General features: G+C 37.3%; 14 protein-coding genes. 12 read left to right on the forward strand and 2 right to left on the reverse strand.

The genetic code is table 11. From position 1 onward, the window contains the following. Nucleotides 1–51 precede the first annotated feature (51 nt). The 3 genes from N3F66_07935 to N3F66_07945 are packed head-to-tail and all read left to right on the forward strand — an operon-like array spanning nt 52 to nt 2,885. Nucleotides 52–1,329 (forward strand): radical SAM protein, encoded by a 1,278-nt coding sequence (locus N3F66_07935; GenBank protein ID MCX8124078.1) that lies wholly within the window; start codon nt 52–54, stop codon nt 1,327–1,329. 47 nt (nt 1,330–1,376) lie between these two features. Next, on the forward strand, nt 1,377–1,784 hold the full coding sequence (locus tag N3F66_07940; protein MCX8124079.1) for a hotdog fold thioesterase: 408 nt from the start codon (nt 1,377–1,379) through the stop codon (nt 1,782–1,784). Nucleotides 1,785–1,802: 18 nt separating this feature from the next. Continuing rightward, nucleotides 1,803–2,885 (forward strand): HD-GYP domain-containing protein, encoded by a 1,083-nt coding sequence (locus N3F66_07945; GenBank protein ID MCX8124080.1) that lies wholly within the window; start codon nt 1,803–1,805, stop codon nt 2,883–2,885. 110 nt (nt 2,886–2,995) lie between these two features. Here the strand turns inward: N3F66_07945 and N3F66_07950 are convergent, their stop codons facing one another. Further along, the gene (locus N3F66_07950) at nt 2,996–3,616 is read right to left on the reverse strand and encodes a LysE family translocator (GenBank protein ID MCX8124081.1); all 621 of its coding nucleotides are present in this window, start codon (nt 3,614–3,616) and stop codon (nt 2,996–2,998) included. A 288-nt stretch (nt 3,617–3,904) separates the two neighbouring features. Here N3F66_07950 and N3F66_07955 point away from each other — a divergent pair, with 288 nt between their 5' ends. Further along, nucleotides 3,905–4,063, forward strand: a complete 159-nt coding sequence (locus N3F66_07955) for a hypothetical protein (protein MCX8124082.1) — start codon at nt 3,905–3,907, stop codon at nt 4,061–4,063. A gap of 115 nt (nt 4,064–4,178) precedes the next feature. After that, entirely contained in the window at nt 4,179–4,829 is a 651-nt protein-coding gene (locus N3F66_07960) for a metallophosphoesterase (protein ID MCX8124083.1), read from the forward strand. A gap of 5 nt (nt 4,830–4,834) precedes the next feature. On the opposite strand, the gene N3F66_07965 is transcribed toward N3F66_07960, so the two are convergent. Continuing rightward, a complete protein-coding gene (locus tag N3F66_07965; protein MCX8124084.1) occupies nt 4,835–5,956 on the reverse strand; it encodes an acetoin utilization protein AcuC in 1,122 nt (373 codons plus the stop codon). Between the two features lie 253 nt (nt 5,957–6,209). Here N3F66_07965 and N3F66_07970 point away from each other — a divergent pair, with 253 nt between their 5' ends. The 7 genes from N3F66_07970 to N3F66_08000 form a co-directional block, all read left to right on the forward strand. Further along, on the forward strand, nt 6,210–9,461 hold the full coding sequence (locus N3F66_07970; protein ID MCX8124085.1) for a caspase family protein: 3,252 nt from the start codon (nt 6,210–6,212) through the stop codon (nt 9,459–9,461). Next, a complete protein-coding gene (locus N3F66_07975; GenBank protein ID MCX8124086.1) occupies nt 9,455–10,036 on the forward strand; it encodes a hypothetical protein in 582 nt (193 codons plus the stop codon). Before N3F66_07970 ends, N3F66_07975 begins: the two co-directional genes overlap by 7 nt. A 665-nt stretch (nt 10,037–10,701) precedes the next feature. Beyond that, on the forward strand, nt 10,702–11,814 hold the full coding sequence (locus N3F66_07980) for an acetyltransferase (protein MCX8124087.1): 1,113 nt from the start codon (nt 10,702–10,704) through the stop codon (nt 11,812–11,814). 146 nt (nt 11,815–11,960) lie between these two features. Continuing rightward, nucleotides 11,961–13,073, forward strand: a complete 1,113-nt coding sequence (locus tag N3F66_07985; GenBank protein MCX8124088.1) for an acetyltransferase — start codon at nt 11,961–11,963, stop codon at nt 13,071–13,073. A gap of 302 nt (nt 13,074–13,375) precedes the next feature. Next, nucleotides 13,376–14,410, forward strand: a complete 1,035-nt coding sequence (locus N3F66_07990) for a hypothetical protein (GenBank protein MCX8124089.1) — start codon at nt 13,376–13,378, stop codon at nt 14,408–14,410. Beyond that, a complete protein-coding gene (locus N3F66_07995; protein MCX8124090.1) occupies nt 14,364–15,431 on the forward strand; it encodes a DUF4185 domain-containing protein in 1,068 nt (355 codons plus the stop codon). The genes N3F66_07990 and N3F66_07995 overlap by 47 nt, the downstream gene beginning before the upstream one ends. 176 nt (nt 15,432–15,607) lie before the next feature. Next, nucleotides 15,608–15,949: vitamin K epoxide reductase family protein (locus tag N3F66_08000; GenBank protein ID MCX8124091.1), on the forward strand; the 342-nt coding region annotated here is incomplete at its 3' end.

Here is a 15,949-nt window from a genome sequence, read left to right on the forward strand (position 1 = left end):
ATTAACAACAGAGAGCTAATATAATCCCTATCTACAGCAAATAGAGAATATATGAAGAAAGCATATTTAGCATTTTGTGATATTGACGGAAATGTATATAAACACCCAAAGGTGGTAGCTGCTTTTAGACAAGGCAGGCGATTTGTGCCAGTGGATGAAAAAGAGCTCATCCCTATTCCTGATGGCAGTACACTCTACATGTTACCTCAGCGATATCCTGTGGACGGAAAAAAATTCAAAGCTATAACTCATTACAATGGCAATGAAATATGGGCTGTTGCAGCATTTTTAAGTTCTGGATATTTGCGCACTTATCTGCCGGCATATACGCGGAAGGATGGTGCACCAATACTTTCACTGTGGGCATATTGCGGACTAGTGTTTGTGGGGGATTCATTTTATGTGCCAGCGCTACGTATTGATCCTGATCCACGCTCTGACCCTGCGCTACACCGAAATGACATTGAGCTTTTTAAAAAAATAAAAGCTATAAAGCAGCAGTACCCGCAAAACAGCTTGGTGCGCCAGCTTGCAAAATGTTCTACTGAATATGGTTGTTTGTGTGCTCGTAATTTTTTCTTAAGTCGATATGAAGCTCCACTGCCTACAACCAAATCGTGCAATGCTCTGTGCTTAGGGTGCTTTTCATTTCAAAAGGATACAGGTGTGCACGTTTCGCAGTACAGGCTCAACAGGGAACCTACTCCAGAAGAGATAGCCTGTGTTATGCTGCACCACATTGATCGCGTTGATAAAGCTATAGTAAGCTTTGGGCAGGGCTGTGAAGGTGAGCCGCTTTTGCGTGCAAAAGACCTGGCAAAGGCCATTGCAATTGTAAGGAGCAAAACCACCAAGGGCACCATACATCTAAACACCAATGGATCATTACCACAGGCTCTCAAGCAGTGCATTGATGCAGGGCTTGATTCTGTGCGCATTAGTCTGAATTCACCAACGGAAAAGTATTATACCAGGTACTATCGCCCCAAAAATTATCACTTTAAAGATGTAATGCATAGTATTGAAGTTGCCTTGAAAGCAGGTATTTTTGTTTCAATTAATCTTTTCTTTTTGCCCGGTTTTACCGATGCCAAATCACAAGTTAGTGCTTTGTGTACTTTTCTTGACAACTACCCTGTGAATATGATACAAACACGTAATCTCAATATTGACCCGGATTATTATCTTGATAGCATTGGCTTTGAAGATGAGGATGCAATTGGTGTACGACAATTACTTGAGCTGTTGCGAAAACAGTATCCCATGTTAAAATTGGGATACTACAATCCGCCAAAGGAAGAATTTAAAACGATTGTAAATTTTGACTGATTGTATATTGTGTGATTAAATTAATTGAGAATTTTGAGGTAAAACTTATGGAAAAGATGATTGAGGATCCTCTAAGGTATGCCAGAGAAGTTGTAGGTAAAGACCCCCTGGCAACATTTCTTGGAATTGATGTGGAGGATGTGAAGCATGGATATGCGCGCTGTGGACTGACGGTTAAACCGGAATACCTCAATGCGGTTGAGCGGGCACATGGTGGTATAATACATGCAGTAGCTGACCAGGCATTTGCAGTGGCAAGCAACTCCATGGGGACAATGGCTGTGGCACTGACTATGACATTGCAATACCTGCAGGCGGCCATGGATGGGGAGCGTATTTTTGCTGAATGTATGTTGGTGCATGCGGGAAGAAAAATAAGTTCATGGCGTCTTGAGGTGAGGGGAAACAATGATGCAATTATAGCAATAGGGGATGCAGTAGCGTATCATAAGTAAGGTGTAATGATGTCAATTATGGAAGATAGTGCAAAACGTTTAGAGGTTATTGTTGAATTTATGGTTCCCGGTGCAACGCTTTCGGGCGACACCTATGATTCGGAAAATAATTTTTTATACCCAGCGTATACTGTGTATACTGCAGAAGTAATTGAACAACTAAAATCAAAAGGAATAAAAAGAATTTACTACACGCCGGCAGCAAATACGGATGCAACAGAATTTACCCAAAAAGCAAAAGATATCTGGGAGGCATTATTTGAAGCAATCCGAAATAATGCAAGGCCTAATCTTGAGCAGTCAAAGGAATTTGTACTATCACTCCATAGCTATGTAAAACAAAACAAGGATCGTTTCCTGTATTTAATGAAGATAAAAGATTTTGATGATTACACATTTACTCATTCGGTAAATGTGGGAATACTTGCCATGGCTATGGCCTCAAAGCATGGGCTTGAAGAAAGGCTGGTCAGGGAAATTGGACTTGGAGCTTTTCTGCATGATGTTGGTAAATTAATGATTCCTGTTGAAATTCTCAATAAAAAAGAAAAATTAACTGACAGTGAATTTGAACTGATTAAAAAGCACCCCGAATATGGCTATGAATATGTTGCAAAGCATGATCATATACCTCCTAATGCTCTTGATGTGATATTGCATCATCATGAAAATTACAATGGTAAAGGGTATCCTCAGAGTTTGCAGGATGAGGATATACCTATTGGGGCAAAGATTACAGCAATCTGTGATGTGTATGATGCACTTATTACTGCACGCCCCTATAAACGTGCATATTCATCACGCGAAGCAATACTTACTATTATTAAAGAATCACGTGCAAAGTTTAATCCTGTCCTTGTTTCGCGGTTTGTGCGTGATATGACGCCAATTTTACAGAAGGATCCAATTTTGCCTGTTGGCTCGCTTGTGCTGCTTACCACAGGGGAAGTGGCTCAGGTACAGGAATTGCATTCAACCGGTGACCTGCGCCCAATTGTAAAAATATTGACAAACGACAAACAGCAAAAAATTGCACGTCCCTTTACTGTTGACCTTACTATGGACAGTACACGGTCTGTTAAAAGAATACTCCCTCGTTAAAGTTGTGGCGATAGCTCATTTAAGAAATCCCTCTATGGCAATACAGATACTGATGATAGTAACACAGATGCCCTCAAACCATGTAACTTGGAGTTTTTTTGATTATATGCTTAAACTATTTGTTTTATTGCATCATAGATAAAATACAATCCAAATGCATACAGCATAATTACAGTAATAAATCCTACGGTTTTGGTAAATTTTGCTCCAAGAAATGAAGCCCCTGCAAATGAAAGCATGGATAATATCAAAAGCCATATGTAATCACAGACAATATGTAGAAATGAAAATGCAGCTAACCCAATTGAGCCAAATATAATTCCTTTTTGTATAAGCGACAGGCCTATGGTTAGCCACCATACGTAAAAATATGGATTAAAAGCTGAAAGGATTATGCCATCTAAAAGTGGTGTATATGTAGTGATGGTTGTATTTGCTTTTACACTTTGTGCAGTTAACGTTGCAAGTATCACCAGCACTATCCCCCCTGACAACGTTATGTATGAAGTTATGTTAGCAAATTGCATGATAACCTGTATTCCAGCAAACAGGGCAATGATTACAGGCAATTCGATGATAGCATGACCTGTAGATACAAGCAAGCCGGCATACTTAGAACGTGTGCCATGATTTATTGTTACTGCACTCATTGGACCTGGAGCCATAACCCCGGACAAGGATACAGTAAGTGTAATAAATGCAAATTCAATAAATGAAGGCTGTGCTATCATAGTGTAAATAGTATACCAACAGTTATTTTGAATTCCAAAGTTATCAGTATGTGCATATTTTAAAAATCATTTTTTTAAAAAATATACTAAAACAGGTTCAACATGACTTTTTTACTTTATTCTATAACTTATTACAAAATTGCATTATTGTAGTAAGACTATAAGTTTTATCTGCTGTTTTGTTAATTCAAATTTAAATATATTTTAAATAAATTTTGTAAAGTTCAGCTTGATTTTAATGTAATATATGCTATATTAGTTTACGATGATTAATACAGGGTTATTACCATGAAAAATGCACAATTATTCATCTACCGAGAATATGAAGAGCCTTTTCAATGTGCAACACTGCCACAGGTTGATGAATGTGACAGGCTTGTTGCTGCAATCAAATATTTTGGAGTCTTGATTCCTGCTGAAATATTTGATGAGGATAGAGGTATATAATTAAAAAATACACCATAAATGCTGTATCTGTGATGTATAGTTCTTGACATTTCTCCATATCTCTCCAGCATTCCTTCTTAATTTGTAACAAAAAAAATATCGTGGCTATTATAATATGATTAAAATCTGTGCCATCAGTGATATCCACCGTGGATATAAAAATATATATCGTCTGCAGCCTGAGATTGAATCCAGTGATATTGTTGTTATTGCTGGGGATTTGGCACCACTGAAATGGTATACACGCTGGGAACTGTATAAAAGAGCTATCGCCCAGATAAATAAACCAATTTTGGCTGTTCATGGAAATTGGGATGGGAAAAAAATTCAGGAGTTTTTAGCACCGTATTCAATACATGCTGGTTTTGCGGTTGTTGAGGATGTAGGTTTTTTTGGTGTTGGCGGTTCAATAAAAACTCCATTGCACACACCGGTAGAATATTCCGAGGAAGAAATATATGAGTTTATGTGCAGAGGGTTTGAAAAGATACAGCATCAGCCGGTAAAAGTGTTGCTGTCGCATAACCCGCCAAAGAACGTGTGTGACAGGACTATTTTTAAGACTCATGCTGGCAGTGTGGCAATTGCTAAATTTTGCACTGAATATAATATTGATGTATGTATTTGCGGGCATATTCATGAAGCGCATGGTGTTGCACGGCTTGGGAATACCACTGTAGTGAATGCAGGAGCGTTGAAAAGCGGATACTATGCATCAATTTGTGTGGCACGCAATGGGGTTGAAGCAGTCATAAAGCGCTTGTAACGCAGTTACAGCTTGTGAATGGGGAATACCGTTTGTTTGATATAATCAACCACATCCCGTGCATATGTAAAACATTGTTCTTTAGTTAATCCTCCAATGTTGTAAGGGTTATCGTATAATGAACCGGCATCCATTTCCGGGCCATACATCATACCGCCAATAACTCCCATAAAATTATCCATAGGTTGTATGCCTGCAAATGTTGCCCAGGCAAGTGTCCATAATGCTGCGGTCTTATACAGATTATATCCACCTCCTCCAGTAGCAAGTATTTTTGGGGAAAACTGTTTTATGATCTGTAAAACTTTTACATAGCCATTGCTGGTAAGGTTTAAATGTGCCAAAGGGTCATCCTTATGGCTATCGCCACCAACCTGAACACATACAATATCGGGTTTAAAGCTTTGTAATAACGGCGGAACAATTTCTTCAAATGCATACACAAAAATTTCGTCATCTGTATCCTTTAAAAGAGGGATATTGACGTTATACCCATATCCGGGCCCCTGGCCAATTTCATTTTCAAAACCGGTTCCGGGAAATAAAAACTGGCCACTTTCATGAATTGATATCGTAAGAACTCTGTTGTCATCATAAAATGCACTTTGCACTCCATCACCATGATGGACATCAATGTCTATATATGCACATGTAAATCCTTTATTTATAAGGTAGTGAAGGGCAATGGCTATATCGTTGATGTAACAAAATCCTTCGGCGTGATCACGCATTGCATGGTGAAAACCGCCAATTGGGTTAAAAGCAAATAATGTGTCAGTATGGGCAAGTTTCTGAGCACCCAGGAATGTGCCGCCTGATGCCTGCAGTGAAAAACTATATACTCCTTTGAATATAGGATTATCATGAGTTCCAAGGCCGTATGTTAAAAGGTTTATGTCAAATTGGCCATGCTCGCATGATTTTAGAGCCTGAATGTAATCGGGGGTGTGGAATAGATAAAGCAAATCTTCTTCAAGGAAAGGATGTTCAAGAATCTGGGTATCGTCAAGCAATCCATACCGGTGTAATAGATCCATCATCTGTTTTGCGCGCATTGGTTTGAATGGATGAGTAGGGGAATATTCAACCTGCGCTAGTTCTTCTGAATAGAAAAAGATATTTTTCATAGTGTATAAGTCCTTTATGCATTAGCTAATGTCACCATGGCTTTAGGTATATAATAAATCAAGCTATTTTACTAAATATGATTTTATTTATAAGTCATATTTATAACAATAAAAGTAAAACTTTTGTATTCATGTTGGTGAAATTAATGATGAATATTATAGAAAATTAAGCTGGTATAGGTGCTTAACAAAAGACTTGACATTCGTAATAAATTATTTTTTTAAAGAGAAAAAATATTCAATGAGGTCAGCCATGAAGAAAATGATAGTAACTACACTCTTGGTGCAATTATTTTTTCTTCACGCCTACTCTCAAACAATCGATAATCCTCAAGTAGTGGTACAACAGGGACATAGTGAATGGATAACATCCATGGCGGCTTCACCTGATGGCAGAATAATTGCATCCGCAAGCCTTGATGGAACAATAAAGCTTTGGGATGTTGCAAGCGGAAGATTGCTACGAACAATGGTTGGACATAGCGGTACTGTCGAAGCAATAGCATTTTCACCAGATGGGCGTACACTAGTGTCATGTGGTGCAGATAAAACAATCAAATGGTGGGAGGTTGAAACTGGAAAGATTGTTATAAACATAGATACCGCAAGCTATATGAAAACTATAGCGTTTTCCCCTGACGGTAAAATGATTGCCACAGGCAGTGATGATGCAAAAGTAAAGATATGGGATTGGTCAACAGGAAAAGAAATAATCACATTTTTTGGGCACAGGGGGGACATTACATCAGTAGCTTTTTCTGTTGATAATAGATTTGTAGCTTCAGCAAGCAAAGATGGTACCATTAAATTGTGGGAAATTAGTACTGGAAAAATAGTACGAATATTTTCCGGACATACAGGTGATGTTACTTCTATAGCGTTTTCGCCTAATGGCAGGATATTGGTATCAGGAAGCAGCGATACAACAGTGAAAGTATGGGATGTGATAACTCAACGGCTTATACATACTCTATCAGGCCATAAAGATTCTGTACTTTCAGTTTCATTTTCACAAGATGGTAAGTACATTGCTTCAGGAAGTGCTGATGAGTCCATTGCAATATGGGATTATGAAACTGGCAGACTATCTGCAGTACTTAAAGGACACAGCAGTGTAGTGTCATCAGTTGTATTTTTACCACAGGGCAACTATCTGGTATCAGGTGCATGGGATAACACAATAAAATTGTGGGATATAGTAAATAGCAGGGAAGTGAAAACTTTCTTGGCTACTGCGGATTGGATTTATTCGGTTGCTGTGTCACCCGATGGATTGTTTGTTGCGGCTGGTACCGATAGCAATGGCATCCAATTGTGGAATCTGTCAAAGGTTAATGATCTAAAAATACTTTCTGATCATAAAGGAAGCGTGTTTACTGTTGCCATTTCACCTGATGGGAAAATGTTAGCTTCCGGCAGCTATGATAAAACGATAAAATTGTGGGAAATACCAGAAGGCAGGTTGCTTAAAACTTTCAAAGGACATACGGAAGCAGTCAATTGTATTAGATTTTCCCCTTGTGGTAATTATTTAGTATCAGGCAGCAGTGACGGGACAGTCAGGCTTTGGGATGTAAAGCGTGGTGTGTTAGTACATACGTTTAAAGGGCATGAAGGTGGGGTGGATGCAGTTGCATTCTCGCCTGATGGTACACTCATAGCATCTGGTGGATATGATAAAACAATCAGGTTATGGCAGATAGCTACTAAAAAAGAATTATTAAAATTAACAGGTCATGAATTCAGAATACTATCATTGGCTTTTGCCCCCGATGGTAAATCATTGGTATCCGGCAGTAGCGATACTACTGTTCGATTGTGGAACGTGGCAAGTGGGCAGTGCATAAAAACGTTAAACCATAAAGGTATAGTGTATTGTGTTGTATTTTCCAATGATGGCAAAACTATCATATCGGGGAGCTCTGATACCACAATAAAATTTTGGGATGTAAATACGTTTGCTGCAACAACATTACTTACACATAATTACGTTATATCACTTGCAGTATCAAGGGATAATACGCATATAATTTCAGGTGGTAAGGATTGTAAGGTCAGAATTTGGGATGCTGGTACTAAAAAAGAGATAGCTCAATGTATTGTAACTGCCAGCAGAGAATGGGCTGTTGTAACTCCTGATAACTATTATTTTTGCAATAAGGGCACGCTGAATTACATTCATTTTGTGAAAGGATTAAAAGTATTTTCGTTTGATCAGTTTGACCTGCAGTTCAATCGCCCCGACATTGTGCTGGAACGACTGGGAAAAGCATCTGGCAATTTGATTGTAGCATTCCGCACGGCATACGAAAAGCGACTGCGTAAAATGGGTTTTAATTTGTCTCAATTTGAAAAAATTTTTATATCCAATGCACCTCAGGTTGCAATTACAATGCCAGAAAGCGGCATTATTGAAACTGATAAACCATATTATGTAGTAAGGTTTAGAGCTCAGGATGATCTATATATGCTTGAGCGGATATTTGTTAAAGTTAATGGTGTTCCTCTTTATGGAGTCAAAGGAAAATTACTGGAAAACAAAAGTAAACTGGTACAACAAACATTGAGTATTCCACTATCAGCCGGTAATAATGCAATTATGGTATCAGTTCTTAATGAAAAAGGTGTTGAATCACTTCCCCACACAATACATGTAAAGTATTCTCCACCAACCCCAATTAAGCCAAATTTATATATAGTAAGTATTGGAGTATCTAAATTTGTTCAGGCAGACTATAATCTGACGTATGCTGATAAGGATGCTAAGGATTTTGTAAAACTTTTTGAACAAAAAAAGGATAGGTATGGCACGATATACCAGTTTGTTGTTTTAAATGAAGATGCAACACGTGAAAGAATAGTACAGTTAAAGTCGGTATTGCTTAAAACTACTCCGGATGATCATGTAATTGTATTTGTTGCCTCTCACGGGCTTCTTGATGAAAATCTTGATTACTATATTGCTACTTATGATATAGATTTTTCTAATCCTGGGGGTAAAGGATTACGGTATGACCAATTAGAAGAACTACTAGATGGAATACCATCTCGTAAAAAGGTGATGTTGATTGATGCTTGCCATTCAGGAGAATTAGACAGGGAAGATATGCAACTGATGAGTGCACAGGTTAAGACTGATAGCCATGTAAAATCACGTGGTTTTACCATAGTAAAGAACAAAGTTAATTCCATAGGGTTGGCAAATAGTTTTGAACTTATGAAGGAATTGTTTGCTGATTTAAGGAGGCATAATGGAGCGATAGTGATATCATCTGCAGGAGGAGAAGAATATGCCTACGAATCAGCCCAATGGCGTAATGGTGTATTCACTTTCAGTGTTATAGAAGGGTTGGCAATTAAGAAAGCTGATAGCAATAAAGATGGTGCTATTACAGTATCTGAACTTATGAACTATGTTTCAACAAGAACTCGACAACTTACTGGAGGAAAACAAAATCCTACAACCCGCCAGGAAAACATAACAGTAGATTTTACACTATGGTAGATAATCGCAATTCAATCGAAACTGAAGAGCGGCTAATTTTTACACAAACATGGTTTGATTTCTGGTTTGTTGTACTGTTGTTTTGTGGTTTGTTGCTTTTGATTCTATGGAATAAAATTAAGACTGTTGAGCACTTTGCAATATTTATCTATTGTCTTCTTCAGATCTTTGTGCCTGTATATCTTTTTTTTAAATTAGCAGGGATACGGGTATTTGAAATAACACCTGATTATATTCAGATAACAATTGGCAGTGAGCACAAGGTTGTACGTATACCTAAAGAAAGTATTCAAATAATTGAAATTCAATACATTCCTGCATTGAATATATTCAACAGATACAAATCAGAAAAAATAGTATTCCATTTTAGATATGTAAAAGGATTTAATGCACAATTAAAAGGTTTAAAAAATTTCTTCTATGGCAAAAAAATATCAGTTACTCATAATAGCCTTTTTCTTGATAAAACATCAAAAGTGGTGGCATTTATAGAAAAATATTATCATGACAGATTGAGTATTGATCACAGAGTGAAAGAATATTTAGAAAAGAAATATGGTAATGATATAACGTAAGTACTAACTCAATGAATGTTTAAAAATTTCTAAATATGAAAGTCGTATACAATTATTTGCTTGCATTCATGTTTTTACGATTGCATTAGTTAAGTTAATATCTTTCTATGCTCCTCAACAAAATTTATAACTACAGACTAAATGACGGGATAAACCTAGTTTCCCTTAATAATGGTTTATTCAGCTTGTGCGATAACTCATTGTAGTACACTTTGCTGGCGTGCTATAAATACATCCCAACACTTACTTCAGTTCACGTATCCCGAAAAGCTATTGAATTAAAATTAAATCGATTGTCACAATATTACATATTAGTCTTGTGCCCTCTGCTTTAAAATTACAGCTATCATTTGTAATATAAAATATAGTACTATATTTTTGATTGAAACTTTATAGTCACACATGTCCCACTTGTTAATTTTGTCATTTTAATATCTCATAATGTTTTATAATTATAATTAATTTCTTTATAAATATACAAACAAACAGTTAAAGCAAAGCTCTAATAGCTGAATATGTAAATGCCATCATTATCTTTAACACTATGATAAAATGTAAAAATACAAACATATTATAAAACAGCCAGTCGGTATAAAAATAGTTGACTTTTTTTAACAGGTGTTTTATTATATACCATATAGACGGTATATAATAAAGGGGGCTTTATGAAAAGGGGTTTGCTTATTATTGCAACGATTATAGTTGCTATCGCTCTTATCCCTTATGGGGTTTTTGCTGCAGTACCACGCACCACATATCCAGTAGTATTTGCCCATGGTATGGCTGGATTTGATGATATTTTGGGGTACGATTACTGGGGTAATGATTTTGGAGTATTTGTTGGTGATCCTTGTGATGAATTTTTAGAAGTAACCTGTAATGGAAATATCGATAGTGGCCAGAAATCCTTCGTGGCACAGGTGCAACCGTTCCACTCATCGGAATACCGCGGTACACAGCTTGCCAATCAGATTGAAAGCTATATGGCTACAAGTGGTGCACAATATGTTAATCTTGTAGGGCACTCACAGGGTGGACTTGACCTGCGTAAGGCTGCTAAGGTCCTGTATCAGCGAAAAGGGTATACTGTGGTAAAAGTTGCGCTTTCCATTTCTTCACCACATCGTGGTTCGCCGGTGGCAAAGTATATTCTGGATTTGGGACCGGGAGTAACAAGTGTTATAGCTGCACTTGCAACTATTTATGGTAATGTTGTCTACAGGTCGGGCAATGATTGTTATGCAGCAGCCAAACAGATGGTATATAATGACTACAGCGCATCAGATGGCGTAACAACTGGCATGAAGGTGTTCAATAACGCGTATCCTGTAAGCTCTACATACGCAGCACGCTATGTATCCATAATCACTGCACAGACAGGACTTGATGTAAATCCGGCACTATTTTTGTTGCGCAACGGCTTTTATAACATTGATGGTGATGGATATTGTACGGATGATTGTGACAATGATGGTGCAGCAGGTAAAGGAAATGGCACGCGTACAGATCTTGATGATGACGGCCTTGTAGGTATAAATTCACAGCAAATGGGATACAGGTTAAAACTTAATGATGTATTTTTAGGACAGGATTATCTGACAACTGATACCGCACTGGGCTATGTTAGTAGCATAAATTATCCAAATAGTGCACAGATGACATCAACAAATGACATTGTAGTGCAGGACCATCTGGATGTCATTGGTGTTGGTCCGGATATGTTTGATGAAATGGAGTTTTATGCAGCAGTGTTTGATTATATTGCCTACTATGATTGAATAGATTAATCACAGTGTATACAAAAGCCCTTTCTTTAAAAGAAAGGGCTTTTGTTTTTCATGAAGATGTATTTTTTGTTGACAAAAATGAGATATGATATTTAATACCGATTAGTCGGTATTAAATATATTTAAAGGGGGTTGGCATGTCATTAGTAAGAGTATTAAATAATATTTTCATTGTATCTGTGTTTTTATTGCTATACGTTCAGAGTTCTATTGGCGCAGTTGATAAAACTACGTATCCGGTGGTATTTGCGCATGGCATGGGAGGATTTGATACTATTTTAGGGTACAATTACTGGGGAGATGACTTTGGTGTATTTGTTGGTGATCCCTGTGATGCATTCCTTGAAGTTACCTGCAATTCAAATATCAATACTGGGCAAAAATCCTTTGTAGCTCAAGTGCAGCCTCTGCACAATTCAGAATATCGTGGAGCAGAGTTAGCTGATCAAATTGAAGGATATATGGCAACCAGTGGTACAAAGTTTGTTAATTTAGTTGGCCATTCCCAGGGTGGGATGGATATTCGTAAAGCTGCAAAAGTTCTATACCAGCGAAAGGGATATCAGGTTGTGAAAGTTGCCCTAAGTATATCCTCACCACATAGGGGCTCGCCACTTGGCAAGTATGTTCTCCAGATGGGAACACTGGGAGATATATTAAAGTTTATCTTTAATCTCTATGGCGATATTGTGTATAAACCGGGCAATGATACTGTTGAAGCATTGAAACAATTTGTATATGAAGACTTTGACCCCAATGATGGAAAAATCACAGGAGCAAAAATTTTTAATCAAAATAATCCGGTGTCATCGTTGTACGCATCTCGATATGTATCGGTGATGACAGCTCAGAAAGGGTTGGATTTAAATCCGCTTCTTCTGATCGTTAAAGCGCTATACGATATTGATGGCAATGGCTATTGTGTGGATGATTGTGATAATGATGGAGTGGCAGGCTGTGGCAACGGAATAAAAGATGACCTGGATGATGATGGCATGGTGGGAATCAATGCGCAACAGATGGGATATCGCTTACGATATAATGAAGTTTTTCTGGGACAGGATTATCTTACTACTGACACATCATTAGGATATGTTGGCAACATCAACTATCCCAATGCAACGCAGATGATTTCACAAGCAGATCTGATACAACAAGATCATGTGGATGTTATAGGAATTGGCCCGGATATGTTTGATGAAATGGAGTTTTATGCAGCAGTATTTGATTATATTGCATATTATGATTAATGATGGATAACTATTTACATTGAATATGCTTTAAAATATAATACATATTCTTATAAATATGAGCTTACTTTATGGTCGTTGGGATTTTTTTACTCAACGGCCTTTTTTATAAACAGTACTAATCTATATATATTTTAACAATATTCATTATTAGTATATTGTTTCCCTTTTTCTAATTGGCTCAAAGGGTTTTTTATTTTTTGATCATAAAAAATGTCCTTGAAAAAAATCACTGTTGGCAAGATGATGTGGGCAGTAGGGTCAGAGCTCTAAAGCATCATCTATTTTTATAGGAGTAGCACATGAAAAAAAAATACTACTATGCTTTGATAGGTTTTATTGCGTTTATAGCAGTATATCTTCTAATCTTCCATAAGGGTGATAATGTCCAATCGCGTATTGATTATATAAAGAATGGTGGCGTAGTACCACCGGTGAACATGTTGTTACAAGCTTTTCAAGCTGATGAAGAATTACGTGCCCGCCTTCAGGCTGATTTTGATATGCAGGATGTTGTTCAGTATTTCAGAGATAAATATGGCAAAACTATCCACCATAAACATACACAGGTTATGCTGGTTGAAAAGCTTATGAGCTATTTAGTCAAAATGTATCCTGAGGATTGGGTTATATATTTATATGCAATGCTGCGTGAAATATTCCCGGGAATGGAAAATGAAATATTTGATACATTTGAAAAATTATATAAGTATAATAAATGGTTGGAAGAAAACAAGAATGGCCTTGCCCAATTAAATTCTAAAGAAAAACGTGATGCGTTGTGGAAAAAACGGTATGAGATATTTGGTGAAGATGCAGAACAGGTGTGGGAAGCAGAAAAACGCAATGAGCCTATTTATAATGCACTGGACACAATTAGTACAGGCAATATGAGTTTTGATGAAAAACTATCGCTTTATACTCAAAGTATACAGGAAGCATACAAAAACAATAGTAACGATTTTGTTGCTCGCAAGCAGCAGGAATTGATGAATTCGTTTCTTGATATTGATAGTGTCCAGAAAGATCTTGCTGAAATGAGCCCGCAGAAGCGCAAGGAAAGTTTAAAAGAGTTACGAAAGGCTATGGGCCTTGACAATGCTGCATTACAGCGATGGGAAGAACTTGACCAGATACGTGACCAGCGCTGGGATGCAGGTATGCAGTACATGCAGCAGCGATCTGAACTTGAAAAAAAATATAAGGGAGCAGAGCTTGAAAAGCAACTTGACAGCTTGCGAATAAAATATTTTGGCAATGAAGCGGAAACAATCAAAGCGGAAGAACAAAGTGGCTACTACAGGTTTACACAACAGCGCAAGTATGGGTTGGAATAAAATATTCATTATACCTTTCAGTGCTCTGTGCATTTGCCTTTCAGTTCAGTGTAACAGCAAAAAGGTTGTGGAATATGGTGTGTTTGCACCTTCACGACTTGCGTATGTGAAGGGTCAGGATGGCTGTACGCCAATTGACTTTGACAAGCAGTATACTATGTGGACATTTGGTGATACCATTACTGATGACGGAATGATTTCCAACAGCCTTGCATTCACACAAAAAGTTACTACACACAATGTGGCACAATTGCAATTTTCCTATTACCAGGAAAGAGGAAAGATTGTGCAATTTATAAAAAATGAAGCAGGTGAGGATCCGGCCAGGGACAGATTGTGGGCATTTGATGGCATTCGTATAGGCGATACCGTGTATGTGTACTTTGCTCATGTATATATACACGACGCTGCTGCACCATTGTCATTCACAATGAAGGAAAGTTCACTTGCGTATTGGAAGGTGCCATTCAAATGGCAGATTGGCAACAAAATACAATTTATCCGCAAAAAAAACATGTTTACAGGCAATGTACCTGCATTTGGTGCTTCAGTACTTGAAAGTGGCAACTTTGTATATGTTGTTGGGCACATCAGTGAAAAAAACAAAAGCGGGATTGTGATTGCAAGGGTTGACAAAAATAGTATCATAGATCAAAGTCAATATGAATTTTTACAGGGCGATAGTAACTGGAACAATAGACTTGATTCTGCAATTAGATTATATGGTGATGTCGCTGGCGAATGTTCTCTGTCGTATGACGATGGGTTACAGTCATTCTGTATGGTGTATTGCCAGCTTTTCACTGGCAATATAATAGTGTGCATGTCAAAAACAGTGGAAGGATTGCCCACTGCACAAAAGTACACAGTATATATGCCACCCCGATTACAGGGAAGTAGCATGATGTATTATTCAGCAAAGGCGATAGCTCATGATAGTAATCAATGGTATATTGTATATATGAATCCAATGGACTATCAGCCATATCTAATTAAGGTTGATGTTGAAAAATATTTTTAATGTATGGAGACGTTGCTTGTTGTTATATGGTACAGTTGCCCAAATGCAGTGAAAATATTGACAGCAAAGCACATCCGGTACCTAATTCAGGTTCAAATATTAATATAATGTAATGGCAAAATACTAATTTAAGCCCCAAATGATATTGTTAACATTCTAAAGAAGGATAGTAGCGTATGAACAACAAAAAAATATTATTAGCAATGATTATAACCTGCTTTGTAGCAGTTATAGTTTCATTATACTTGCTTTACGTTCATTATTTCCCGCTAGTGCCCGATGCTACATTATATTCCTTATGTACTGCTGGGACAATGTTTGATTGCAATGCTGTCAATACCAGTGCCTATGCAGTATTGTTTGGCATGCCACTGTCAGCATGGGGAGTGGCATTCTATTTATTTTTTATAGCAGTAATTTTACTTTCTATTATATTTTATAAAAAGATAAAGACAATAACATTATCTGAAATTAAAGGTGGTGTTATTGTAGGAGTATTTTTATTTACTGCATTTGCA

The sequence above is a fragment of the Spirochaetota bacterium genome, from assembly GCA_026414805.1.
Classification (GTDB): domain Bacteria; phylum Spirochaetota; class UBA4802; order UBA4802; family UB4802; genus UBA4802.

Coding starts and splice junctions, on each gene's coding strand:
- N3F66_07940 (MCX8124079.1), top strand. CDS start 1,377: ATGGAAAAGATGATTGAGGATCCTCTAAGGTATGCCAGAGAAGTTGTA.
- N3F66_07935 (MCX8124078.1), top strand. CDS start 52: ATGAAGAAAGCATATTTAGCATTTTGTGATATTGACGGAAATGTATAT.
- N3F66_07985 (MCX8124088.1), top strand. CDS start 11,961: ATGTCATTAGTAAGAGTATTAAATAATATTTTCATTGTATCTGTGTTT.
- N3F66_07970 (MCX8124085.1), top strand. CDS start 6,210: ATGAAGAAAATGATAGTAACTACACTCTTGGTGCAATTATTTTTTCTT.
- N3F66_07955 (MCX8124082.1), top strand. CDS start 3,905: ATGAAAAATGCACAATTATTCATCTACCGAGAATATGAAGAGCCTTTT.
- N3F66_07975 (MCX8124086.1), top strand. CDS start 9,455: ATGGTAGATAATCGCAATTCAATCGAAACTGAAGAGCGGCTAATTTTT.
- N3F66_07980 (MCX8124087.1), top strand. CDS start 10,702: ATGAAAAGGGGTTTGCTTATTATTGCAACGATTATAGTTGCTATCGCT.
- N3F66_07945 (MCX8124080.1), top strand. CDS start 1,803: ATGGAAGATAGTGCAAAACGTTTAGAGGTTATTGTTGAATTTATGGTT.
- N3F66_07965 (MCX8124084.1), bottom strand. CDS start 5,956: ATGAAAAATATCTTTTTCTATTCAGAAGAACTAGCGCAGGTTGAATAT.
- N3F66_07960 (MCX8124083.1), top strand. CDS start 4,179: ATGATTAAAATCTGTGCCATCAGTGATATCCACCGTGGATATAAAAAT.
- N3F66_07950 (MCX8124081.1), bottom strand. CDS start 3,616: ATGATAGCACAGCCTTCATTTATTGAATTTGCATTTATTACACTTACT.
- N3F66_07990 (MCX8124089.1), top strand. CDS start 13,376: ATGAAAAAAAAATACTACTATGCTTTGATAGGTTTTATTGCGTTTATA.